The sequence below is a fragment of the Mesorhizobium sp. P2_F7 genome (assembly GCF_056403695.1).
In genome coordinates this window covers 506,345-529,188 of sequence record NZ_JBFUFA010000002.1, presented here as the reverse complement: position 1 = coordinate 529,188, position 22,844 = coordinate 506,345, and the positions used below count along the sequence as shown (strand labels likewise).

The following is a 22,844-nucleotide window of genomic DNA, read 5'->3' as shown; positions in this document are numbered from 1 at the left end:
AACGTCTGAGTGTCGGCTACCGCTCCCGGCCATGACGAAAGACGAGCAAATGGCCTTTGAAGCCGCACTTTTGGTGCGGGCGGCGGCAATCGAGACCGAACTCCGGCTGTTGCTCGACGGCCGCACGCTTGCCGGCGAGATCGCCCGGCCGGAGCGCCTGATGGCTGCCATGCGCCATGGCGTGCTGAACGGCGGCAAGCGGCTGCGACCCTTTCTGGTCATGGAAAGTGCCGCGCTTTTCGGCGCCGCTGGCGAGGCGGCACTCCGCGTGGCGGCCGCACTCGAATGCGTGCATTGCTATTCGCTGATCCATGACGATCTGCCGTCCATGGACGACGACGATCTGCGCCGCGGCCAGCCGACGGTGCACAAGGCTTTCGACGAGGCCACCGCCATCCTGGCCGGCGACGCGCTGTTGACGCTTGCCTTCGATATCCTCGCCGACGAGGCGACGGCCTTGCCGGCGGAACGGCGCGCAGCCCTGGTGCTGGCGCTGGCCCGTGCTGCCGGCGCCGGCGGCATGGTCGGCGGCCAGACGCTCGACCTCGACGCCGAGCGCAACAGGCCTGACGAGGCCGGCATCATCCGGCTGCAGGCGATGAAGACCGGCGCGCTGATCCGCTTCGCCTGCGAAGCCGGCGCGATCATCGCCGGCGCCGCCCCGCAGGATCGCGACCGGCTGGCCGAATTCGGCTCGGCAGTCGGCCTTGCCTTCCAGCTTGCCGACGATCTGCTCGACCTGACCGCCGATGCCAGCCAGATGGGCAAGGCGACCGGCAAGGACGCCGCCGCCGGCAAGGCGACGCTGGTGGCGCTGCATGGAACGAATTGGGCGCGCAGCCAGCTGGATGGGCTGGTCAAGCAGGCCCATGAATTGCTCGAGCCTTACGGCGAAGAGGCAGCCCCGCTGAAGGCAGCGGCGAGTTTCGTGGCAATCCGCAACAGCTGAGGTTTTGGCTATTGGCAGATGGGCGCTTCCGTGGGCTCGCTATCTGACCTTGACGACGACCTTGCCCTTGGCACGTCCTGTTTCGACGTAAGCCAAAGCCTCATTGGTCGCTTCGAATGGAAAGACCCTGTCGACAACCGGGCGGATTGCCCCATCTTCGATGAGGGAAGTGATTTTGCTCAGCTGCTCACCTTGCGCCCACATGAAGAGGAACGAAAATCCCACGCCTCGGCGCTTGGCTTTGCTCCGAATACCGCGGCTCAGCAGGCGCAGCAGCAGCCTTAGCACCACGTTCAGTTCCTGCTTCCTGGCAAATTCGGGATCCGGCGGACCGGAAATGGAGATGAGCTTGCCGCCCGGCTTCAGCACATTCAGCGATTTTTCAAGCGTCTTGGCGTCCTGGCTGTTCAGCACGACGTCATAGCCCGACAAGACTTTCTCGAAATCGTCTTTCTTGTAGTCGACGACGACGTCGGCGCCGAGACCCTTGACCAGATCGGCGCTCGCCGCGCTCGCCGTTGTCGCAACGGTCGCGCCGAGATGCTTTGCGAGTTGGATGGCGAATGTCCCGACGCCGCCGGAGCCGGCCTGGATGAATATCTTCTGGCCCTTCTTCAGGCCTGCCCTCTCGATGAGCGCCTGCCAGGCGGTCAGACCGACCAGTGGGATTGAAGCCGCTTCTTCCATACTGAGGTTCGCGGGCTTCAGGGCCACGTCGGCTTCATCAATCGCGATGAATTCGGCGAATGTCCCGATCCGGCCGTCGCGCGGCCGCGCATAGACAGCGTCGCCGGGCTTGAATTTGCGGACTTTTGAGCCCACCCTGACAACCCTCCCAGCCATGTCGTGACCCAGGATGAAGGGCCGGCGATAGGGCAGGATGAGCTTGAATTCGCCGGTTCTGATTTTGGAATCCAGCAGGTTCACTCCTGCAGCATGGACCTCGACCAGGACATCATTTTCCAGCGGCTCCGGCTCCGGCATCTCGGCCAGCCGCAGAATGCCTTTCTTGTTATATTTATCGACAACGAATGCTTTCATGGCAGTGACTTTCTGAAAGTGTTTATCGGTGTTCCTGAATGAAACAAACCGGCGTTTTCGGCAGCAAAGCCGCCCTGTGGGAAAGGTCTCAGCCCTCGAGGAAGGACAGGGCCTTCGGGACGAAGTCGGCGTAATTCTGGAAGATCCCGCCATGCCCGGCATCCGGGTAGATCACCAGTTGTGCGCCCGGGATACGCCTGGCGAGGTCATAGGTATTGGCGCTCGGCACCATCCTGTCCTGATCGCCATTCGCAACAAAAGTAGGAATGCGGATGGTGCTCAAATCTTGCGGCGTTTGCAGCCCATAGGCCTTGATCGCCTTCAGCTGCGCGCCGAACGCGCGCAGCGAAATCGCCTTGTCCCGGTTGCTCTTGCGCTCTTTCAGCCGCTCCAGAAATGCGTTTGCGGCACGGCGGCCATTCGCCGTCCTTGTGAAGAAGAGATAGTATTTCGCATCCCGAAAGGTCAGCGCGCCCTTGATCATGTCGACGATCGTCAGCGGCGTCACCTTGTCGATGCCTTGGCCGCCGGCCGGCCCGGTGCCGGACAGGATGAGTTTCCGCACAAGCCTGGGCTCGGTCAGCACAATCTCCTGCGCCACGAAGCCACCGAGTGAAAAGCCGAAGAGATCTACTTCTTCGAACCCCAACGCCCTGATAAAGGCGACGGCATCGCGCGCCATCCCGGAGATGGTTGACGGCGTTTTGCCAGCCGAAGAACCGATGCCTCTGTTATCGAAGGCAATCACCCGCCGGGTCGCAGCGAGACCATCGACGATGCGTGGATCAAAGTTGTCCAGCTGAGCCCCCAGATGATTGAGCAGGATCACCGGCACGCCGGTCCTGGGTCCGAGTTCCCGGTAAACAAATGCCGTGCCGCCGACATCCACAGAGCGCGTTGGCGCATCTTGAAACGATAGCCGTGAATAGTGCGACTGATTGAATGTATGTGCCATGTTGGACACCTCCGAGCTGTGGCGCCTGACCAATTGTGTTGTGCGTGCCAGTCTCATGTGCGTGAACTCCCTCGCTGTGGTTCAGACCGGTAGGCGGAACTGCTTGCGCAAGGTCTTGTCGAACATCTCTGCCGGGGCGAAGCGACGCAGCATGCTGACCTGGCGCGCTGCCTTGCCGGCGGTGTAGCGCCGTCGCGGACGGGCATGGGTTGCCGCCTTGACGACCACATCCGCCACCACTTCCGGTCGATCGGCTTTGGGCATCACATCAGCAAGCAGCGCCTTGAGCCCGGCTCGCGCCTGATCATATTCCCCCAACAGGGAATCCGGCTCGATTCCATTCTGGTCGAAGACGGTGCGCACGAATGCCGGCTCGATAACCGAGACGCGAATATTGAAGGCACGAACCTCGTGATCGAGCGATTCCGAATAGCCCTCGAGTGCGTGCTTGACCGCCGAGTAATGTGCTGAGTATGGCGCGGGTACCAACCCCAGAATCGAGCCAATGTTGACGATGCGCCCTTGGCCGCGCCGCCGCATCGACGGCAGCACAGCATTGGTCATGCGGATGACACCGAACAGATTGACGTCGAACAGGGCCTGCACCTGTGCGACCGAGGATTCCTCGGCGCCGCCAAGCATGCCGACACCGGCATTGTTGACCAGCAGGTCGATGCGGCCGGTTTGAGCCAGCACGGTTGAAACGAGCGCGCTGACCGACTCCCCATCGGTAACGTCGCACGTCAGCATGGACACCTGCGTCGGGCCGTTGCGGGCCTTGCTGCGACTTGTCCCGAAGACGGTATATCCCGCTCGCGCCAAGGCTTCGGCACTAGCACGGCCGATGCCCGAGGAGGCTCCGGTCACAACAGCGGTTCTTCCTGAAAATGCACTCATTTGATACTCCGGAGACATGAGGGCTAGCTTTTTGCTATCGTTTGGATTATGATCGTAATATCACATTACGAGCATAATGCAATAGCAGAAAGGAATAGCAGCCATGCGTTACGAAAAGGGCCGAAAGGATGCATCGCGCGATCGGATCGTGGAGGTCGCAGCCCAGCGTTTTCGCGGTGACGGCATAGCCGCATCCGGACTGGCAACCATCATGGGCGACGCCGGGCTGACAAACGGAGCGTTCTATCCGCATTTCCGATCCAAGGCGGAGCTTGTACGTGAAAGCCTGGTAGCGGCTATGGAGACCCAGTCGCAGCAACTGCGGGAGGCATTGGCCGCCGGTGGTCCGGAGATGGGCATAGCGGCGTATCTGTCAGCTGAGCACCGGGACAATCCGGGAACGGGCTGCGCGTCTGCCGCGCTGTTGCCGGAACTCGCACGTCAGCCACTCGAAACGCGCGAAGCCTACACCGAGCGCTTGCTGGTTTTGGCGCGCCAGTTGTCTGCCGCATTTCCGCGGGCCAAAGATCCGGAAGGCGATGCGCTGGGTGTCTTTGCGACCCTCATCGGCACGCTTCAACTGGCCCGCGCGGTGGCAGGGACGGAATTGTCGGATCGCATCCTTGCCGCAGGAACAGATGCGGCGCGGAGGCTGATCCAGACACCTGCGGGTGGGGAGGCATCCTAGACTAGGCCGTGAACCCATAAACGCGAACAACTGAGATTGGCGGGCAGCGGTCGGTCAGCTGGCGAGCGAACCGGCAGGATGCGGCCATACTGAAACCGAATTTTGCGGGCTAGACCGCGAGATCCTCAAGCAGACGCGAGATCGTGCTTCGCCCCAGAGCACTCATGGTCGGATTGGTCACCCGATAGTACCAAACGAGACCCATCGCCTGCTGGAAAGCCCATGCGGCGCCGCGCCTCCATTCCAATTCACCGGCCTGAATAGCTTCGCGAAAGGCTGCCCGACGGGCACGGTCGAGTAGGTGCCATGCAACGACCAGATCGAGCGCCGGATCGGCTGGGCCGAAGCTGCCACCGTCAAGAACTCCGACCAGACTTTCCCTTTGTACCAAGAGGTTTGCCGGGATGAGGTCCTTATGGCTCATTACCTCGGAACCTGCAGGAGGCAGTTTGCGTAGGACAGCCCATAGGTGCCGGAGACGCGCGACGTCGAGAAGGTCTTCACTATTGGAGAAGCAGACCTCCATCCAATCATCATGATCTGAGAGGTTCCCGCCTCGCCCTCGCCCATCGAAACGTCGCCCCTTCACATCTCCCCTGCGAAGCGAGGTCACGAGACGGGCAAGATCGAGTGAGAAGGCTGTTGAGCCGCTCAGCCCGTTGGGCGTCGCCGTTTCGCCCACTATCCAACTCTGTACGAGCCAGGGCATGGGGTAGGCTGGGCTCGGTCTGCCTAGCCCAATCGGTTGAGGAGTTGGAAACGGGCAATACTCCTTCAGTTCGTTCATCGCAGCCGCTTCCGCCCTCAGCAGGAGGGTGCATTGGGTTTGGTCCATCAATCGCAAGGGGAAGCGTGCGGCGTATTTCGAGCCGATCCTGAAAATTGCATTGACGGTGCCTGCTGTTACCAGCGGCACGATCTTCTGATCTCCATACTGAGGGAACTGATCGCGGATCAGGTTTCGCGCGAGGTCGATTTCGATGCGCACCTGGTCGCTATGCATGAGCTGCCACTCCCGATTGGTTTGACCACATATGCAGTGACTGTATGTCCTCTGGTTGCCTGTTGGCACAGGTGACCAATAGCCGGGATGAGGTCGTTTGCCGACTGCCTGTGGCTGCGCGCTTGTGAGTCTACGACCTAGTGCAGATGTCTGAGCTTGTCGGGATTGCGCATGACATAGATGGCCGCGATCTTGCCGTCCTCGATGTCGAGGGCGGTCGTCTGCAGTTCGCCATCGGCTTCAAGCGTGATGAACCCCGGCAATCCATTGATGAAACCGACGCGAACCAGTGTCGACCCCTTCTCGCGCAACCAGACCGCTACCTGCTCGTACTGCTTCATGACGGCATCGAAGCCGAGCAATGGCTGCATGGCCGCCGGACGCTTGCCACCGCCATCGGCATGGGCGCTGACATCTTCCGTCAACAGCGCGCCGAGCGCCTGCATGTCACCGCTGCGCGACGCCGCGAAGAAGGCTTCGGCGATCTCGAGGCCGCGCTGCTTCTCCACCTTGAAGCGGGGCCGCGCCTCACGGACATGGCCGCGCGCACGGGCCGCGAGCTGGCGGCAGGCGGCGGAGTCGCGATCGATGGCAGTGGCGACCTCCTCGAATTCCAGCCCGAACACATCGTGCAACAGAAAGGCCGCCCGCTCGAGCGGCGAAAGCCGTTCTAAAGCCAGCATCAGCGGCAAGGTGACGTCTTCGAGATCGTCCTCTTCGACGATCGGCTCGGGCAGCCATGGGCCGATATAGGTTTCGCGCTGGCGCCGCGCGGATTTGAGCTGGTCGAGGCAAAGCCGCGTCACCGTGCGGCGCAGAAACGCTTCGGGTTCGCGCACCTGCGACCGGTCCGTCCCCATCCAGCGGATGAAGGCCTCCTGCACGACATCCTCGGCGTCGCTCACCGAACCCAGCATGCGGTAGGCGACCCGCATCAGCTTTGGCCGCAGCGGGCCGAAGCCCGCTGCCGCATCCCCGGTTTCAGCCTCCGTCATCAGGCGGCCGCCGCCTTGGCGCTGGATCGGATCGCTGCCGCGTCGGTGTAGAGGCCGAAGCCGACGGCGATGCGGTTCCAGCTATTGATGATGTTGATCAACACAGTGAGCTTGACCTGCTCTTCGTCGGTGAAGTGCACCTTCAGATCGGCATAAGCGCGTTCGCGGTCCTGTCCTTCCGAGAGGCGCGTGAGCGCATCGGTCCAGCCGAGCGCGGCACGCTCGCGATCGCTGTAGCAGGGCGCCTCGCGCCAGGCCGGCAGCAGATAGATGCGCTGCTCGGTCTCGCCATTCTCGCGGGCTTCGGTGGCATGCAGGTTGATGCAGTTGGCGCAGCCATTGATTTGCGACGCCCGAAGCTTGACGAGCTCGTTGAGGCTGTGCTCGAGCCCGGCGGCGACAGAGAGTTCCGTCGATGCGCGCTGCCATTGCTTGATCAGCGCAGGAGCGGCGGCGAAGAGGTCAATTTTGGCAGTCATGATTGCAGTCCTTGTTGTTGGGTACGCTCTCATGACGAGACAACATCGGCTGGTGTGACATCAGGCCCGATTTTTTTGCCCAGCAGCTGGGATTGGCGCAGGGATGACGCCGGCATCACAGCCTTGCCTCGGCGAAGATGCGGGACGCCCATTCCAGGAAAGCACGTAGCCGGGGAGCAAGCTGCCGGTTCTGCGGATAGAGCGCCGATAATGGCGTCGGCGTCGGCGGAAAATCCTGCAGCACCTCGACCAGCGTCCCGTCCGCCAGATCTTTTTCGAGCCGGTAGCGTGGTGCCTGGAGAAGCCCGAAGCCCAGGCGCGCCAACGCGGCCGCGGTGTCCGAATTGTTGACCTTTACCCGGCCGGGCAGCGTGACCCGATGCACCCTTGTGCCGATCGTGAACTCCAGCGGCAGGACTTCGCCGGTACGCGAGGAAACGAAGCCGATGGCCTGGTGGCCTTCCAGGGCGTCAGGCGATGCAGGCATCCCCTGGCGCTTCAGATAGGCCGGGCTGGCGCAGGTGATTTCGCCGATCATCGCCAGCCGTCGCATGATCATGCCGCTGTCCTGTGGTTCGCCTGCACGGATGACGCAATCAACACCTTCGCGCACCAGATCGACCAGCCGGTCGCCCTGGCCGATATGGAGATCGATCTGGGGATAGCGTTCGAGGAATGCAGGCAACTCCGGCAACAAGTATCTCTGCGTGAGCAGCGGATGCGCGTCGATGCGCAACAAGCCGCGCGGTTCAGTGCTGCGGAATCCCGCCTCGGCATCCTCCACTTCACCCAGGATCGAGAGGCAACGCTCGTAGTAGGCCTGTCCGTCAAGCGTCGTGGCGACGTGGCGCGTGGTCCTGTCCAACAGCCTCGTCCCGAGATGGTCCTCCAATTGCTTGATTGCTTCGGTCGCGGTCGAACGCGGCAGGCCGAGGTCGGCAGCCGCCGCCGTGAAATTGCGCCGCTCCACCACGCGAACGAACAGCCGCATCCTGTCGAGTCGATCCATGGCTCTATTGTTCGCTCTGCCCGAATACTGCTGTCAATAGGAGGCCCATTATTCGGATGACGTGGCAAGCTATATCCACTCCTGCAGCATTCAACCTGGAAGGAAACTGAAAATGCCGTTTGCCAACTTCAAGACACCGCAGGCCGCTCTGACGAAGGCACAAAAGGAAGAACTCGTCCACAAGACCACGCAAATGTTCGTCGAGTATTTCGGTGAAGGCGTTCGCCCCTACACAATGGTGCTGATCGAGGAAGTTGCCGATGGAGGCTACGGCCGCGCCGACGAAGTCTTCGTCATACCTGATGCCTACCGGGCCAAGGACGTCTGAGTTCGAGATATCCAGTCCGTGCCTTGGCACATATGAATGCAATGGATCCGGCGCGAACGAAATTTTAATGTAAATCAAGCGTAATCCCGACGATTAAAATGATGCGTATGTGTTGGGGTTGCGCATGCCGGAATACTCTTCCTTCATCCGTTCGATCCGGATCCGCTATATCTCGGGATTGCTGATCTTCGCGCTGGCCTCCGCCGCCGTGATGTTTGCGCTCAATCGCGTCAATTCCTTCCGTCACGACATCGACGCGCTGAGCAGCAATCTCGTCGTCTTCACCCGCGATCTGCGCAACGCCTCCAGTTTTGCCGAAACCGCCAGCACAGCTTGGCGCACGGAAACCCGTGACGGACTTGCTGCCGCCGCGCGCGGCCATTCGCAACGCCTGACCGGAGAGATCGAAACGCTGTCGGCCCAGCTTGCCGCGATCAAGGCGAGCCTGTCGGCCAGGACCCTCAACGAACTCTCCTCCGCTTCCGTCAACGGCGACCTGTTCTGGTCGTCGCGCGATATGGTGCGGAACTTCAACCTGATGTCGGCGGCGCAGAAGACCGACGAATGGAGTTCGCGCGAAATCCGCAACCAGAACGATCTGTTCGTCCAGCCGATGCTGGTGCGGGTGCGCACCGCCATGGACGGCGAACGCCATCTGGCCGACGCCTCCAGCGACCGCCTGCTTCTGTGGGCGAGCGGCCTTTTGTTTGCGGTTCTTGCCATTGCCGCCTTGTGGATCTTCCGGCCGATGGAAAAGGCGATCCGCCGCGCTTTCACTGAATCCGCCGCATCCTTGTTCAAGGCCGAAGCGGCCGATCGCGCCAAATCGGAGTTCCTGGCCAATATGAGCCACGAGATCCGCACGCCGATGAACGGCGTGCTGGGCATGGCAGAACTGCTGGCCAAGACCGACCTGACCGCGCGCCAGAAGACCTTCACCGACGTCATCGTCAAATCCGGCAATGCGCTGCTCACCATCATCAACGACATTCTCGATTTCTCAAAAATCAATGCCGGCCAGCTGACGCTCGATCCCGCACCTTTCCGGCTTGCCGAAGCGGTCGAGGACGTTGCGACGCTGGTGTCGGCGCGCGTCGCCGAAAAGAACCTCGAGCTGATCGTGCGTGTCGACCCGCGTTTGCCGGCCCATGTCGTCGGTGACGCCGGCCGCTTCCGCCAGATCGTCACCAATCTGCTCGGCAATGCGGTGAAGTTCACCGAAAAGGGCCATGTGCTGATCGATGTCGGCGGCGAGGTGGTCGACGGTCTGGTCCAGCTCAAGGTTCGTGTCGAGGACACCGGCATCGGCATTCCGGCCGAGAAGCTGGAGAACGTGTTCGAGAAATTCGCCCAGGTCGACGGCTCGTCGACGCGCCGCCATGAAGGCACGGGCCTCGGCCTTGCGATCGCCGCCCGCCTCGTCGACCTGATGGGCGGCAAGATCGGCGTCGAAAGCGAGATCGGCCGCGGCTCGGTGTTCTGGTTCGCCGTGCCGCTGCCGGCGCATCAGCAGGACTCGCGCGACGAGATCGTGCCGGTCGACGTCACCGGCGCCCGCGTGCTGGTCATCGACGACAACCCGGTCAACCGCGAGATCCTGCTGGAGCAGCTCAGAAGTTGGAGCTTCGACTGCGCGGCTGCCGAAAGCGGCGCTGTCGGCCTCGCCTTCCTCGACCGCGCCAGCCAGCTCGGCGCTGCGGTCGATTGCATCATCCTCGACTACCAGATGCCCGGCATGAACGGCGCCGATGTCGCCAAGGCGATTTCCGCCGACAGCCGTCTCTCCGCCATCCCGATGGTGCTGCTGACGTCGGTCGATCAGGTCGATTTCGGCAAGATGGTCATCGATTTCGGCATTGCCGCGCATCTGACCAAGCCGGCGCGCTCGGCCATCCTGCTCGGCACAGTCATCTCTGTCATCCAGAAGGCCCGTACCCAGATCGGCAAGGCCCACTTCGTTCGCGAGCCGGTTGTTGCGCAGGCGGCACCCGTGGCGCCGCCGGCCTTCACCGTCATTCGCGGCCCAGTGATGCCTGCGGCCACGGTTCCCGAATCGATGACCACGCCGAACGGCCCGATCGATATTCTGATCGCCGAAGACAATGACGTGAACCAGTTGGTCTTCGGCCAGATCCTCAATGGGCTGGGGCTGAGCTACCGCATAGCCGGCAATGGCCGCACCGCCGTCGAGATGTACCGGGCGTTGCGGCCGAAGCTGATCCTGATGGACGTCTCCATGCCGGAGATGAACGGTTACGAGGCGACCCGTGCCATCAGGGCGGCGGAGGCCGCGACAGGCGACCACACGCCGATCATCGGCGTCACCGCGCATGCGCTGAAGGGCGACCGCGACAAATGCATCGAGGCCGGCATGGACGATTATTTGCCCAAGCCCGTCTCGCCCGATCGGCTCGGCAGCAAGATCGGCACCTGGCTCAGCGAGACGGTGGCGGCGAAGACGGCTTGATCAAATCGCCGCGTCCAGGCGATAGCGGCGCATCCAGTCGAGGCTGATCGCGTCCGAGAGCTTTGCGACGCCCGGCTTTACCTCAGTGGCATTGGGCGATGGAACGCCCAAGGCCACGCAGATGAACGCCAATGTCGCGGCCGGATTGGCTGACAGGCTTTCATAGCCGATGCGCAGCGGAGTTATTCCCTGCTCTGTGAACCAGATGTTCCAGGCTGCATCATAGGCTTCGAGTTTCGCGAGTTCATGCTGGATCCGTTCGAAATCGTAGCGAGGCTCCTGCGGCGGCGCGACCCGTTCGATCTCGGTTCCGTCAGGCGCGATATGCCAAAGCCCGGTCTGCTCCGCCTTGATCAGCGAGACCGCCTGCGCCAGCTTGTTTTCGCGCGACAGGTGGATGTAGAGGACACGGCCGAAGGCCGTTTCAAAACGCGCTTTGTCCGATGGCAGTGCGGGGAAAATCCGGTCGAGGATCGCCGAAAGCTCATCCAGATTTTCCCGCATCAGGCGCAGGCCGAAAACGCTTGTTCCGCCCTTCCCGGCCCAGATTGCGGCTTTGAGATAGGCGACATCGAAGTCATGCGCGGTCATCGTCTCAGGGTGCGGCAAATGCCACTCTTCGGCCCATTCCGCTATGTTCTGCCTGCGGTAGAACGAGTGTGGATCGCCTGCCATCTTCGTCGATTCCAGCAGGCCGCACAGCAAAGTGCTTCCGGTTCTCGGCGTGCCGCAGATTATGTAGCCGTCTAACATGCGCTACCCTTGTTGCTCACCAGAGCCAGAGCAAGCCCGGCCGCTTCAGCGCCGGCCTATAGCCGAAATTCCTGCTGGATGCGACGGGCGCATTCGAGCGGCGTGAGTTGGCTGGTGTCAATTTCGAGGTCGTAATCCGTGCCGTTGTGGACGCGCGGATATTGCCAGCGCGCCAGCCCGGGCATCCTGTCGCCGCGCGCGGCTTCGCGCGCTTCCAGCACCTCCAACGGCGCCGTCACGCTGACCAGATGCAGATCGAAGCCCGACAGCAGCTTGCGGTACTCCGCTATCTCGTCATTGAAGACCACGTCGTCGACGATGAGATTGTTGCCTTGCCCAGCCATGGCCGCGATGGCGTGGCGCATGCCACGCATGATGCGCGCGCCGACCGGCCCGCTCCTGATCACCACCGATGGCTTGCCGTCGTCCAGCACCGTCTCAAAGGAAAACCCATCGGCATGGTTCTGCAGCGCCTCCGGTAACATATCGAGGAAGGCGTCCATCTGGACATGCAGAAAGGGTTCGGCGGTGATTGTCTGCAGGGCTCTCGCGATCGAACTCTTGCCGGCACTGCCGACGCCGTTGAGCAGGACGATTTTGGCCATCATGTCGCCCCCTCGCGCCTACCGGTTGCGCACGACGATACAGGCACCGCCGACGCTCTGCAGTTTTTGGCAAATAACATTGGCGGCGGCTCGGTCGTCGACACCGATCCTGACGGCATAGATGCCGCGCCGGCCGATCGGCGTGCGCACCCGGCTGACCACCGGATCACGGCTGGCGAGCAGGGCCGGAAACCGGCTCCGGACCCTCAGCCATTGATTGATCGCGGCACCCCGGCGGAAATTGCCTGCCACCTGCACGCCCCATGGCTTCACGTTGATCGACGCCATGGCGACCGTTCTCGACATGATCACCGGCAGCTTGCGGCAGGCCACCGCAAAGCTCGTCTTGGCATCGAGCGGCTCGACCGTTCCGGCGTAGGCGCTGTCGGAAAACTTGTCGACCGGCTCGCCCATGACATCGAAAACATAGCTTTCCGTCTCCATCGGCAAGAAACCGCCGGATGCGAGCCAGCGCGACACACGGTTCTCGCCGGCGTTGTAGGCGGCCGCAGCCAGGCCGAGATTGCCGTAGCTAACCTTCATCTCGCCGAGATATTTCGCCGAGGCCGGGATCGCCTGCTCGATGTCGAAGGGGTTGGCCAGCCCGCGCATCTTGGCGGTGCCCGGCATGAACTGGGCGATGCCTTCAGCACCGACAGGGCTCACCGCATTGGGATCGAAGCGGCTTTCCTTCCAGATCAACCGGGCGAAGTAGTCTTTGGGCAGACCATTCTGCTCAGCATGCGCCTCGATCAGGTCGCAGACGCGGTCGATCAATCGCTTCGCCGCCGAGCGCGATTGCGGTGGGTCGGCGAGTGCCTGTCCGGCAGAGCCCAGCCCGCAGAGCAGGATCACACCGGCTTTGAGCAACGCGCGCATCGGCCTATTCGGCCGCGGCCTTGCCGTGCTGTCCAAACCGCTGCTCGATATAGTCGGCGACCATTTTCTCGAAATCGGCGGCAATCGACGGCCCCCGCAACGTTGCCGCCTTCTTGCCGTCGACGAAGACGGGCGCCGTCGGAGTCTCGCCGGTGCCGGGCAGCGAAATGCCGATATCGGCATGCTTGGATTCGCCGGGGCCGTTGACGATGCAGCCCATCACCGCGACCTTGAGGTTTTCGACTCCGGGATATTTTTCGCGCCACACCGGCATGTTCTTGCGCAGATCCGCCTGGATGTTCTGCGCCAACTCCTGGAACACGGTGGACGTCGTGCGGCCGCAGCCGGGGCAAGCGGCGACGATCGGCACGAACTGGCGAAAGCCCATGGTCTGCAACAGTTCCTGCGACACCTGAACTTCGCGCGTGCGGTCGCCATTCGGCTCCGGCGTCAGCGAGATGCGGATGGTGTCGCCGATGCCTTGCTGCAACAGGATGCCCATCGCCGCCGACGAGGCGACGATGCCTTTCGAGCCCATGCCGGCCTCGGTGAGGCCAAGATGCAGCGCATGGTTGGAGCGCGTGGCAAGCTCGGTATAGACGGCAATCAAATCCTGCACGCCGCTGACCTTGGCCGACAGGATGATCTTTTCGCGGGCCAAGCCGATTTCTTCGGCCATTTCGGCCGACAGAATGGCCGACTGCACAATCGCCTCGCGGGTGACCTCTTGCGCCGTCAGCGGAAAACCTTGGCGCTGGTTTTCGTCCATCAGCCGGGTGAGCAGCTCCTGGTCGAGCGAACCCCAATTGACGCCGATGCGCACCGGCTTGTCATGCTTGATCGCCATTTCGACGATCGCCGCGAACTGACGGTCCTTCTTGTCCTTGAAGCCGACATTGCCGGGATTGATGCGGTATTTGGCCAATGCCTCGGCGCAGGCCGGATGATCGGCGAGCAGCTTGTGGCCGATATAGTGGAAATCGCCGACCAGCGGCACATTGATGCCAAGCCGCTCAAGCCGCTCGCGGATGCGCGGCACGGCGGCAGCGCTCTCGTCGCGGTCGACGGTGATGCGCACGATCTCCGAGCCGGCGCGATGCAAAGCCGCAACCTGCGCCACGGTCTGGTCGATATCGGCGGTGTCGGTGTTGGTCATCGACTGCACGACAACCGGTGCGCCACCGCCGACGATCACGCCGCCGACATCGACGCCGACCGAGGTGCGGCGCGGAAAGGGGGAGGAAAAATATCCGGTCATGCCGGCAGCCTCTTGTCTCCGGAGCGACGTGCATCCGTCTTGACGCACAAAGTACGCTCAAACAGTTGTCAGCGCGTTGCGCTGAGGTCCGGGCATGAGGTGGAGGAGCAAAGATGGCTTGTCAATGGCGACAGGCGGGCAGAGTCGCCAAATCACGGTGGCGCGGCGACCCGTCACAGACGGTGTCGACCGGCCAACAGTGTCGGAATCAGTAACAAGAACAAGCCTCCGGCGGCGTGTAGCCACCGGAGCGATGGATATGCGCCTGAACGGCGCGTCTAATCCAGGAAGGGCGTCAGTGTGTCGTCGGTTTCGCCTTCAGTTTTTCAATCTCGTCCTTGAGTGCCAGCTTGCGTCGCTTGAGATTCACGATTTCGAGGTCGTCGACCGATGGATGGTTCATGGCATCGTCGATCTCGCGTTCGATATCACCGTGTTTCCGCTGCAACTCATCAAGATGGGATGCAAGAGACATGATTGGTTCTCCCTTTCATGGTTTCCTCGATTGCAGCCGTCAAAGGCACGTCCACCGCAGGTCGTTCTGTGACGGCACCATGACACTCTGCCACCATCCAGCGGCGATGTCGAATGCTGCGTGGTAGCATTCCACGACAATGTGAAATGTGGTATTGGCTGCGCGCCGGCTACAAAACCCCGCCGGTCCCGCCCAATCAGGCCCATCATTGGGCGCCGCAGACGTGCAGACGGTAGATAATGTCCGAACAGGAACAGGCTGATATCCGCCTCGAATTTTCTCGGCTGAAACAAGAGCATGCCGATTTCGACGCGGCCATCAATGCGATGATCGCCATGGGTTGTGATCCCTTGCAGATCCAACGCATGAAGAAGAAAAAATTGTTCCTCAAGGACCGGCTGATGGCACTGGAAGACAAGATCATTCCGGACATCATCGCCTGAGCGATAGCCTCAGAGCCTGACCCTTATCCCGGGATCGAAAGCCTTGCGGCGCGTTCACGTAATAGCGCAACAAGCTCGTCGGTCTTTTCCTTCGCGGTGTCGATCGGAACCACCAGGCACATCGTTGCCTCAACCTTGCCTGTGACGGAAAACACCGGGGCGGCCAGGCATTTGGTGTAGGCGTCGACCAGCCCCGACGTGATGCAATAACCCGTCGTCCTGGCCGTCGCGATATCGGCGATGAAATCGTCGAGCTGCAGCCTGCGGCCATCGGGCAGCAGAAGGTCGTCTTCCGACACCATGTCCTGGATCGTGTCCCTTTCCAACCCGGCCAGCAGCAGCCGCCCTGATGCCGTCCATGGCAGCGGGATCTGCAGGCCGGTGGCCGAACTGATGCGGAACGGCCTGGTGCCTGGGCTGGAATGGACGATGGTGTAGCGGCCGCTTTGCAGCATGCACAATTCGGAGGTCTCGCCGGTCTCGCGCGACAGATTGTCGACCTCCTGCCGGCCTCTGCGGAGCAGGTCGTTGCCCCTGACATAGTCCATTCCGTAGAGGTAGAGCTTCTTGCCGAAATAGACCCTGTTGCCGTCGCCCTCCATCTCCAGCAGACCCGCATCGACCAGCGAGCGCACCAGCGTATAGGTCGTCGAACGCGGCGCGTTGACGCCCTTGGCGAGGTCGCCAATGCCGATCGCACGCTGCGTGGTGTGCAGGAACTCAAATATCTCGAGCACCCGGTTGAGACCCTTCTCGCGAGAGCCGGGGGTCTTGTCCTCGGTCGGGCTGACGTCGGGCCGATCTTTAACGCCAATGTCGTCTTGCATTACTGATTCCTGATGTTAGTATCTGTCTTGTACAAGGTACATGTGTCTTTTGTAAGAGACACATTGCAAAAAAGAGCATGGACCTGAAAAAGGGGTACACACGAAAAGGAGGTCGCAGTGAACGACACATCCAAGAGACGTGATTTTCTGAAATTAGGAATGGCCGGGCTCGCCACGGCCGGAGTGATAGGCGCAGCCGCCTCGGTCGACGTTCAGAAGGCGGCGGCACAGGCCGCACCGGACAGTCTGCTGCGCACCGTTCTGGAGCGTGGCAAGCTGATCGTCGGCACCGGCAGCACCAACGCGCCCTGGCATTTCGAGAACGATGCCGGCGAACTCGTCGGCATGGACATCACCATGGGCCATATCCTGGCCAAGGGTCTTTTCGACGACCCGACCAAGGTCGAGTTCGTCATGCAGGATCCGGCGCAGCGCATCCCCAATGTCACCACCAACAAGGTCGACATCACCATCCAGTTCATGACCATGACTGCTCAGCGCTCGCAGTTGATCAACTTCTCCAGGCCGTACTACGTCGAGGGTGTCGCGCTGCTGACGCTTCCGACAGCCGAGAACAAGACATTCGACAAGCTGCTCGCCGGCGGTTCGGCGACACGGATTTCCATCCTGCAGAACGTCGATGCCGAGCAGAATGTCCATCTCGTCCTGCCGCAGTCGCAGGTGATGCAGATCGACACCCAGGCCAACGTGCTCCAGGCGCTGGAATCCAAGCGCGTCGACGCGGCCGCCGTCGATCTCTCGACGGTCCGCTGGCTCGCCTCGCGCAATCCCGACAAGTATTTCGACGCCGGCAAGAGCTGGTTCTCGATGCTTTACGGCGCCGCGCTCCGGCAAGGCGATCTCGACTGGCTGACCTTCGTCAACACGACCTTCGCGACCGCAATGTTCGGTCATGAAACGGCGCTCTACGACGCGGCATTCAAGGATTATTTCGGATTGGAGCCGCCGGCGCGGCATCCTGGTTTCCCGGTCATCTGACGCAGCCTGTGGAAGGGTGCCCGGCACCCTTCCACCCTCTTCTTTGACGTTCCTCGGCATTGCGGGAGACGCATGGGCTATACGCTCAACTTCAACCTGATCTGGCGGCATTTCGACAAGCTCTGGGGCGGCCTGCTGCTCAGCCTTGAGCTCGCCGTCATATCGATCGCCGTCGGCATCGTCATCGGCCTGGTGCTGGCGGTCTGGTACGTCTCGGCCGGACGCGTGGTGCGCGCCATCATCGCGGCTTACGTCGAGTTCATCCGCAACGTACCGCTGATCCTGCTGGTCTATCTCGTCTTCTACGGCGTGCCGACCGTGGTTGATCTCGCCTACGATGCGCCGACCTCGTTCGTGCTGACGCTGTCGGTCTACAGCGGCGCCTACCTGGTCGAGGTGTTCCGCTCAGGCCTCGAAGCCGTGCCGCGCGGGCAACTCGATGCCGGCAAGGCGATCGGGCTGACACCCTGGCAGCGGCTGGTCCACGTGCGCCTGCCGACCATGCTGCGCATCACGCTGCCGGCGCTGTCCAACACCTTCATCTCGCTGTTCAAGGACACGTCCATCGCCTCAGTCATCTCGGTGCCCGAACTGACCTATGGCGCCCAGTGGATCAACTTCAACACCTTCCGCATCGTCGAGGTCTATCTGGTGACGACGGCGATGTATCTGGTGACCGGCTACACGCTGCTCTTCGGGCTGCGGCTGGTCGAGCGACGGTTCAGGACGGCACGCTGACATGCTTAGCCAGATCCTCTACGCATTGCCGTTCCTCGCCCAGGGTTTCGCCGTGACCCTGTGGGTATCGCTGCTGGTCGTGGTGCTGTCGCTGATTGCCGGCGTCGCGCTCGGCGTCGGCCTGGTCTACGGCCCCGCGCCGCTGCGCTGGGCGGTGCGCATCTTCTCGGACACCATCCGCGGCATCCCGATCCTGGTGCTGATGTTCTTCGTCTATTACGGCCTGCCCGCGGCCGGTCTGCATCTGCAATCCTTCTGGGCAGCGGTGCTGGCGCTCACCTTGTTCAAGACGGCGCAGGTCGTCGAATATGTACGTGGCGCCGTCGGCTCCATTCCCAAAGGCCAGTCCGAGGCGGCGATGGCGATCGGCCTGACCTTTCGCCAGCGGCTCACCTCCGTCATCTTTCCCCAGGCCTTCCGCCGCTTCCTGCCGCCGTGGATCAACGGCGTGACCGATGCGGTCAAGGGCAGCGCGCTGGTTTCGCTGCTCGGCATCACCGACCTGATGCAGGCCATCAACCAGGTGATCGGCCGCACCTATGAGGCGATGCCGCTCTATATCCTCGGCGCCTTGATCTATTTCGCCGTCAACTATGCGCTTTCCTACGCCAGCCGGCGGCTGGAACGGCGCTTCGCCTTCATCCGGGACTAGCACGATGGCCACAAGCTCGAACGACACTACAGCGCTTCTCGATATTGCCGGGGTCTCGAAAGCCTTCGGTTCGGTCGAGGTGCTGCGCTCGGTCAGCCTCAAGGTGGAGAAGGGCGAGGTGGTCACCGTCATCGGGCCATCGGGCAGCGGCAAGACGACCCTTTTGCGCTGCGTCAACTTCCTCGAAAGCTACGATAGCGGCTCGATCCGCATCGACGGCAAGGAGGTCGGTTTTCGCGAGGCCGGCGCGCGCCAGCGGCGCAGCGAGCGCGACCTGGCCGCCATGCGCGCCGAGACCGGCATGGTGTTCCAGAGCTTCAACCTCTTTCCGCACCTCACTGCCGCCGGCAACATCATGCTCGGCCTCATCAAGGTGCGCGGCAAGAGCAAGGCCGAGGCGCGCCAGATCGCCGCGCACTGGCTGGGCCGCGTCGGTCTCGCCCACAAGGCCGACAGCTTGCCGGCGGAACTCTCCGGCGGCCAGCAGCAGCGCGTCGGCATAGCGCGGGCCGTCGCCATGGAGCCAAAAATCCTCCTGCTCGACGAGATCACCTCCGCGCTCGACCCCGAACTGGTCGGCGAGGTGCTGGCCGTTGTGCGCAGCCTCGCCGAAGACGGCATGACCATGGTGATGGTCACCCACGAGATGGCCTTTGCCCGCGACGCTTCAAGCCGCATCGTCTTCATGGCCGATGGCGGCGTCAGCGCTGTCGGCCCGCCGAAGGAGATCCTCGCCCAAGAGACCACCAACGAGCGCCTGCGCTCGTTCCTGGCGCGGTTCCGCGCCTCGCATTTCTGACATGGGCGGCCCAAAGCAATTCCAGGAAAAGTGTAAGCGGTTTCCCGTCCGGAGTTGCTTAAAACAACAAGCCGCCCCAAGGAGAATTCTTCCATGACGCCTTACATCCGGCTCGCCGAACTCGGCCTGACGCTGCCCGAGCCGCCGACACCGATCGCCAATTTCGTCACTCATGCCGAAAGCGGCCGGTTGATCTTTCTCTCGGGTCAGGGGCCGCTGCGCGCCGACGGCACGCTGTGCACCGGCAAGGTCGGCGACGACGTCACCGTCGAGCAGGCCTATGAGCATGCGCAACTCACGGGCCTCAACCTGCTGGCCGTCATGCATGCCGCTGCCGGCGATCTCGGCCGCATCGTGCGCGTCGTCAAATTGCTCGGCTTCGTCAACGCGACGCCGACCTTCAGCGACCACCCGAAAGTGGTCAATGGCTGCTCGGACCTGTTCGCCAATGTCTTCGACAAGATCGGCGGCCATGCCCGCTCGGCGATCGGCGTCGGGTCGCTACCGGGAAACATCACCGTCGAAATCGAAGCGGTCGTCGAGATCGCCGCCTGACAGTCAAGGGATTGCTGAACATGAAAACCTATTCCGACACCGGCTCCAACACCACGATCCGCGAACGGCTGGGACTGAGGCCGATCATCAACGTGTCTGGCACGATGACGACGCTCGGCGCCTCGATCATCGTTCCCGAGGCGATCAGCGCCATGGCCGAGATCGCCTCGCAATGGGTGGAGATGGACGATCTGCAGCGGGCTGCAAGCGTGATCACCGCCCGCCTGACCGGCGGCGAGGCCGGCTTCATCACCGCCTGCTGCGCCTCAGGCATCACCATGGCGATAGCCGGGGCGATGACCGGCACCAATTTGCTGGCGATCGAACGGCTGCCCGACGACACCGAAGGGCTGAAGTCCGAAGTCGTCATCCAGCTTGGCCACATCGTCAATTACGGCGCGCCGATCGACCAGTCGATCCGCGTGGCCGGCGCCAAGGTCATTCCAGCGGGCACCGTCAGCCTCACCCAGGATTATCACGTGCGCGAGGCGATCAACGAGCGCACCGCGGCGGCGCTCTACGTCGTGGCACACCACACCGTGCAATACGGCATGCTGTCCCTGGAGGAGTTCTGCGAAATCTGTCACGCCAAAGGCGTGCCGGTGATCGTCGACGCGGCTTCCGAATACGATCTGCGCAGTTTCCTGGCGCGCGGCGCCGACATCGTCGTCTACAGCGGCCACAAATTCCTCTCGGGGCCGACCAGCGGCATCGTCACCGGACGCAAGGATCTCGTCCGCGCCGCCTATTTGCAGAACCGCGGCGTCGCCAGGGCCATGAAGGTCGGCAAGGAAAGCATTGCCGGCACCATGGCGGCGCTCGAAGCCTGGGAAAAGCGTGATCATGCCGGCATCCGCCGGCGCGAGGAAGCGGCGCTCAATCTGTGGCAGGGCGCACTGCAAGGCATTCCGGGCATCGCCGCGCAGATCATTCCCGACCCGACCGCCAACCCGCTCGATCGGCTGCAGATCTTCGTCTCGCCCGAAAGCCGCTTCACCGCCGCCGGCCTCGCCTCGGCACTTGCCGCCGGCTCGCCACCGATCATTGTGCGCAACCATGAGGTCGAACGCGGCCATTTCTTCCTCGACCCGTGCAATCTGCACTCCGGCGAGGCCGAGATCGTCGCCGAGCGCCTGCGCGCCGTGCTGACCGCGGCCGAGCGGCCGGCGGATGCGATGAAACAGCCGCGAAAGGATTCGTCCGGCGCCTTGCGCTGGCCGGATTAGACGCCAACCGACCACTGATTTCGGATGCAGGGCTGATCACGTGACCGTGAACAGCTGAATTTGCAGGCGGCGGGAATAAATCGCTGCCGCAACCGGTCTCCTCGACATACGCCTTTGCAGGCGTTGAGGAGAATGGCATGCCGCATCATTTTGAGGACAACGAACAGGGCCACGGCATCAGCCGTAGTCATGAGTTGGACCGTATGATCGTCATCAGCGTCTCCTGTCTGGCGCTTGACACTGGTGACGCAGATGACTTCACTTTCGCCGCAGCAGGCGGCCTTGCCTGTTCCCGCGGGGTTCGCCCGCAGGGCGAGATCGCCGTCGCTGCCTGACAGCGCATGGCCTGTCCGCCCCGGAGTATCGGATCATGGTGCTGCTTTGAGCGAGAGGGCCTTGGCCGAACGCTTCAACGAGGTGGTGCTGCCGCATCTCGGCGACGCGCTTGCGCTTGCTCGCTGGCTGACCGGCAATGCCGCCGATGCCGAGGACGTCGTGCAGGATGCCTGTATCAAGGCGCATGCCGGCATCGCTGGCTATGTTGGTGGTAATCCACGCGCGTGGCTGCTGACCATCGTGCGCAACACCGCCTACACCTGGATGTCGCGCAACCGGCCGCGCGGCATGATGGCCGTCGGCGACCTCGGCGATCTCGACGAAATGGCGGCGGCACACGGCACGAGCGTACCGGACGAGAACGGCCCGGAGGCGAGCCTGATCGCCAAGGCCGATACGGCGGCGCTGGAAGCCGCGATCGCCGCACTGCCGCAGCCGTTCCGCGAAACGCTGGTGCTGCGCGACATCAACGGCCTTAGCTACCGCGACATAGGGACCATGTTGAGCGTGCCGATCGGCACGGTGATGTCACGGCTGGCGCGGGCCCGCGGGCTGCTAGCGTCTGAACTGGGGAGAGCGCCATGACCGTGCATGACGACGGACTGCCCAACGACCCCGAAGGCATCAGACTGATGATCCACGCTCTGGTTGATGGCGAACTCGACGCGGCGGCCGCGCTTGCCGTTGAACGGCGCATCGCTGCTGATCCCGCGCTTGCCGCCGAACATGCCCGCATCCTTGCCTTGCAAGGCGCGGTCGGCCGCTTGCCGCGCCCCGATGTCAGCGATGCCTTTCGGGCCCGCATCGCGGCAATCGGTACGGCATCGTCAGAACAGAAGACGCAAGACGAGGAGTGGAGCGCACCGCCGGCGCTGCCGGGATTGACCGCCGCTGCAGCCCAGCAGCGGCGAGCGACCGATACGCGGCCTTCCCAGGCGCGGCCAGCGGCGCGTCGCCTCGGCTCGTTCGACTGGCGCGCCATGGCGGCGTCGATCGTCATGACCGCCGTGCTGGCCAGCGGCGCCACGCAATGGGTGATGTTCAATGCCGCATCGGACAGCATTGCTGCCGAGATCGCCGGCGACCATCGCCGCAGCCTGCTTGCCGCCAGCCCGATCGACATCGTCTCGTCCGACCGCCACACGGTGAAGCCATGGCTCGATGCCCGCATCGGCGTGTCGCCGCCGGCGCCCGATCTTGCCACGGATGGCTTCGCGCTGATCGGCGGCCGGGTCGAGGTCGTCTCGGGCCGTCCCGTGCCGGCGCTGGTCTACCGCCACCGCGAGCACCTGATCACGCTGGTCGCCGAACCGCAGCAAGGCGGCCCTGTCACCGAGCCGAAAGACGTTTCCTCGGGCGGCTTCTCCATGGTGCACTGGAGCGACGGCGCCTTCTCCTACTGGGCGATCTCCGACATGGAGCGACCCGAGCTCGACGATTTCGTCGCCCGCTTCCGCAAGGCGGCGGTGTAACGCCCGTGCTGCCCCT

Annotated in this window: 27 protein-coding genes; 14 read left to right on the top strand and 13 right to left on the bottom strand. The window is 62.8% G+C overall.

Annotated features, from left to right (window positions below):
- Nucleotides 1-31: 31 nt before the first annotated feature.
- Nucleotides 32-949 carry a polyprenyl synthetase family protein gene (locus AC1DZ8_RS07900; RefSeq protein WP_477308686.1) on the top strand — a complete coding sequence of 306 codons (918 nt, stop codon included), beginning with the start codon at nucleotides 32-34 and terminating at the stop codon, nucleotides 947-949.
- A gap of 39 nt (nucleotides 950-988) precedes the next feature.
- On the opposite strand, the gene AC1DZ8_RS07895 is transcribed toward AC1DZ8_RS07900, so the two are convergent.
- The 3 genes from AC1DZ8_RS07895 to AC1DZ8_RS07885 all read right to left on the bottom strand — a co-directional run bounded on the left by AC1DZ8_RS07895 (nucleotide 989) and on the right by AC1DZ8_RS07885 (nucleotide 3,842).
- On the bottom strand, nucleotides 989-1,990 hold the full coding sequence (locus AC1DZ8_RS07895; protein WP_477308704.1) for an NADP-dependent oxidoreductase: 1,002 nt from the start codon (nucleotides 1,988-1,990) through the stop codon (nucleotides 989-991).
- A gap of 88 nt (nucleotides 1,991-2,078) precedes the next feature.
- Nucleotides 2,079-2,945: an alpha/beta fold hydrolase gene (locus AC1DZ8_RS07890; RefSeq protein ID WP_477308684.1), complete on the bottom strand. Its 867-nt coding sequence runs from the start codon at nucleotides 2,943-2,945 to the stop codon at nucleotides 2,079-2,081.
- Nucleotides 2,946-3,026: 81 nt separating this feature from the next.
- Nucleotides 3,027-3,842 (bottom strand): oxidoreductase, encoded by an 816-nt coding sequence (locus AC1DZ8_RS07885; protein ID WP_477308702.1) that lies wholly within the window; start codon nucleotides 3,840-3,842, stop codon nucleotides 3,027-3,029.
- Between the two features lie 103 nt (nucleotides 3,843-3,945).
- Here AC1DZ8_RS07885 and AC1DZ8_RS07880 point away from each other — a divergent pair, with 103 nt between their 5' ends.
- Complete coding sequence (locus AC1DZ8_RS07880; protein WP_477308682.1) at nucleotides 3,946-4,530, top strand: TetR/AcrR family transcriptional regulator; 585 nt, start codon at nucleotides 3,946-3,948, stop codon at nucleotides 4,528-4,530.
- Between the two features lie 109 nt (nucleotides 4,531-4,639).
- On the opposite strand, the gene AC1DZ8_RS07875 is transcribed toward AC1DZ8_RS07880, so the two are convergent.
- From AC1DZ8_RS07875 to AC1DZ8_RS07860, 4 genes are all read right to left on the bottom strand, one after another.
- Entirely contained in the window at nucleotides 4,640-5,533 is an 894-nt protein-coding gene (locus AC1DZ8_RS07875) for an aminoglycoside phosphotransferase family protein (protein WP_477308680.1), read from the bottom strand.
- 137 nt (nucleotides 5,534-5,670) lie between these two features.
- A complete protein-coding gene (locus AC1DZ8_RS07870) occupies nucleotides 5,671-6,528 on the bottom strand; it encodes a sigma-70 family RNA polymerase sigma factor (RefSeq protein WP_477308679.1) in 858 nt (285 codons plus the stop codon).
- Entirely contained in the window at nucleotides 6,528-7,007 is a 480-nt protein-coding gene (locus AC1DZ8_RS07865; protein WP_477308677.1) for a carboxymuconolactone decarboxylase family protein, read from the bottom strand. Before AC1DZ8_RS07865 ends, AC1DZ8_RS07870 begins: the two co-directional genes overlap by 1 nt.
- Before the next feature lie 115 nt (nucleotides 7,008-7,122).
- Nucleotides 7,123-8,016, bottom strand: a complete 894-nt coding sequence (locus AC1DZ8_RS07860) for a LysR family transcriptional regulator (RefSeq protein ID WP_477308675.1) — start codon at nucleotides 8,014-8,016, stop codon at nucleotides 7,123-7,125.
- Between the two features lie 112 nt (nucleotides 8,017-8,128).
- On the opposite strand from AC1DZ8_RS07860, the gene AC1DZ8_RS07855 reads away from it, so the two are divergent.
- On the top strand, nucleotides 8,129-8,344 hold the full coding sequence (locus tag AC1DZ8_RS07855) for a tautomerase family protein (RefSeq protein WP_477308673.1): 216 nt from the start codon (nucleotides 8,129-8,131) through the stop codon (nucleotides 8,342-8,344).
- Between the two features lie 124 nt (nucleotides 8,345-8,468).
- Nucleotides 8,469-10,811 carry a response regulator gene (locus AC1DZ8_RS07850; RefSeq protein ID WP_477400637.1) on the top strand — a complete coding sequence of 781 codons (2,343 nt, stop codon included), beginning with the start codon at nucleotides 8,469-8,471 and terminating at the stop codon, nucleotides 10,809-10,811.
- Here the strand turns inward: AC1DZ8_RS07850 and AC1DZ8_RS07845 are convergent, their stop codons facing one another.
- From AC1DZ8_RS07845 to AC1DZ8_RS07825, 5 genes are all read right to left on the bottom strand, one after another.
- Nucleotides 10,812-11,564, bottom strand: a complete 753-nt coding sequence (locus AC1DZ8_RS07845; protein ID WP_477308669.1) for a Stf0 family sulfotransferase — start codon at nucleotides 11,562-11,564, stop codon at nucleotides 10,812-10,814.
- 56 nt (nucleotides 11,565-11,620) lie between these two features.
- The gene (locus AC1DZ8_RS07840; RefSeq protein WP_477308667.1) at nucleotides 11,621-12,172 is read right to left on the bottom strand and encodes a chloramphenicol phosphotransferase CPT family protein; all 552 of its coding nucleotides are present in this window, start codon (nucleotides 12,170-12,172) and stop codon (nucleotides 11,621-11,623) included.
- 15 nt (nucleotides 12,173-12,187) lie between these two features.
- Nucleotides 12,188-13,048 carry a transglycosylase SLT domain-containing protein gene (locus AC1DZ8_RS07835; RefSeq protein WP_477308666.1) on the bottom strand — a complete coding sequence of 287 codons (861 nt, stop codon included), beginning with the start codon at nucleotides 13,046-13,048 and terminating at the stop codon, nucleotides 12,188-12,190.
- A gap of 4 nt (nucleotides 13,049-13,052) precedes the next feature.
- On the bottom strand, nucleotides 13,053-14,306 hold the full coding sequence (ispG, locus tag AC1DZ8_RS07830; RefSeq protein WP_477308664.1) for a flavodoxin-dependent (E)-4-hydroxy-3-methylbut-2-enyl-diphosphate synthase: 1,254 nt from the start codon (nucleotides 14,304-14,306) through the stop codon (nucleotides 13,053-13,055).
- Between the two features lie 295 nt (nucleotides 14,307-14,601).
- Complete coding sequence (locus tag AC1DZ8_RS07825) at nucleotides 14,602-14,781, bottom strand: YdcH family protein (RefSeq protein WP_095487303.1); 180 nt, start codon at nucleotides 14,779-14,781, stop codon at nucleotides 14,602-14,604.
- Between the two features lie 239 nt (nucleotides 14,782-15,020).
- Here AC1DZ8_RS07825 and AC1DZ8_RS07820 point away from each other — a divergent pair, with 239 nt between their 5' ends.
- The gene (locus tag AC1DZ8_RS07820) at nucleotides 15,021-15,224 is read left to right on the top strand and encodes a YdcH family protein (RefSeq protein WP_112559568.1); all 204 of its coding nucleotides are present in this window, start codon (nucleotides 15,021-15,023) and stop codon (nucleotides 15,222-15,224) included.
- A gap of 23 nt (nucleotides 15,225-15,247) precedes the next feature.
- Here AC1DZ8_RS07820 and AC1DZ8_RS07815 read toward each other — a convergent pair whose 3' ends face one another.
- The gene (locus tag AC1DZ8_RS07815) at nucleotides 15,248-16,051 is read right to left on the bottom strand and encodes an IclR family transcriptional regulator (protein WP_477308661.1); all 804 of its coding nucleotides are present in this window, start codon (nucleotides 16,049-16,051) and stop codon (nucleotides 15,248-15,250) included.
- A gap of 117 nt (nucleotides 16,052-16,168) precedes the next feature.
- Between AC1DZ8_RS07815 and AC1DZ8_RS07810 the strand changes: the two genes are divergently transcribed.
- From AC1DZ8_RS07810 to AC1DZ8_RS07770, 9 genes are all read left to right on the top strand, one after another.
- Complete coding sequence (locus tag AC1DZ8_RS07810) at nucleotides 16,169-17,050, top strand: transporter substrate-binding domain-containing protein (RefSeq protein WP_112559570.1); 882 nt, start codon at nucleotides 16,169-16,171, stop codon at nucleotides 17,048-17,050.
- A gap of 72 nt (nucleotides 17,051-17,122) precedes the next feature.
- Nucleotides 17,123-17,788, top strand: coding sequence for an amino acid ABC transporter permease (locus tag AC1DZ8_RS07805; protein ID WP_477308657.1), 666 nt, complete (start codon nucleotides 17,123-17,125; stop codon nucleotides 17,786-17,788).
- 1 nt (nucleotide 17,789) lies between these two features.
- Nucleotides 17,790-18,440 carry an amino acid ABC transporter permease gene (locus AC1DZ8_RS07800; protein WP_477308655.1) on the top strand — a complete coding sequence of 217 codons (651 nt, stop codon included), beginning with the start codon at nucleotides 17,790-17,792 and terminating at the stop codon, nucleotides 18,438-18,440.
- 4 nt (nucleotides 18,441-18,444) lie between these two features.
- A complete protein-coding gene (locus tag AC1DZ8_RS07795) occupies nucleotides 18,445-19,239 on the top strand; it encodes an amino acid ABC transporter ATP-binding protein (RefSeq protein WP_477308653.1) in 795 nt (264 codons plus the stop codon).
- 93 nt (nucleotides 19,240-19,332) lie between these two features.
- A complete protein-coding gene (locus AC1DZ8_RS07790; RefSeq protein WP_436261724.1) occupies nucleotides 19,333-19,794 on the top strand; it encodes a RidA family protein in 462 nt (153 codons plus the stop codon).
- A gap of 20 nt (nucleotides 19,795-19,814) precedes the next feature.
- Complete coding sequence (locus AC1DZ8_RS07785) at nucleotides 19,815-21,020, top strand: aminotransferase class V-fold PLP-dependent enzyme (RefSeq protein WP_477308650.1); 1,206 nt, start codon at nucleotides 19,815-19,817, stop codon at nucleotides 21,018-21,020.
- A 137-nt stretch (nucleotides 21,021-21,157) separates the two neighbouring features.
- Nucleotides 21,158-21,355: a hypothetical protein gene (locus AC1DZ8_RS07780; RefSeq protein WP_477308648.1), complete on the top strand. Its 198-nt coding sequence runs from the start codon at nucleotides 21,158-21,160 to the stop codon at nucleotides 21,353-21,355.
- 46 nt (nucleotides 21,356-21,401) lie between these two features.
- Nucleotides 21,402-21,941, top strand: coding sequence for a sigma-70 family RNA polymerase sigma factor (locus tag AC1DZ8_RS07775; protein WP_477308646.1), 540 nt, complete (start codon nucleotides 21,402-21,404; stop codon nucleotides 21,939-21,941).
- A complete protein-coding gene (locus AC1DZ8_RS07770) occupies nucleotides 21,938-22,828 on the top strand; it encodes an anti-sigma factor family protein (RefSeq protein ID WP_477308644.1) in 891 nt (296 codons plus the stop codon). Before AC1DZ8_RS07775 ends, AC1DZ8_RS07770 begins: the two co-directional genes overlap by 4 nt.
- Nucleotides 22,829-22,844: the final 16 nt, after the last annotated feature.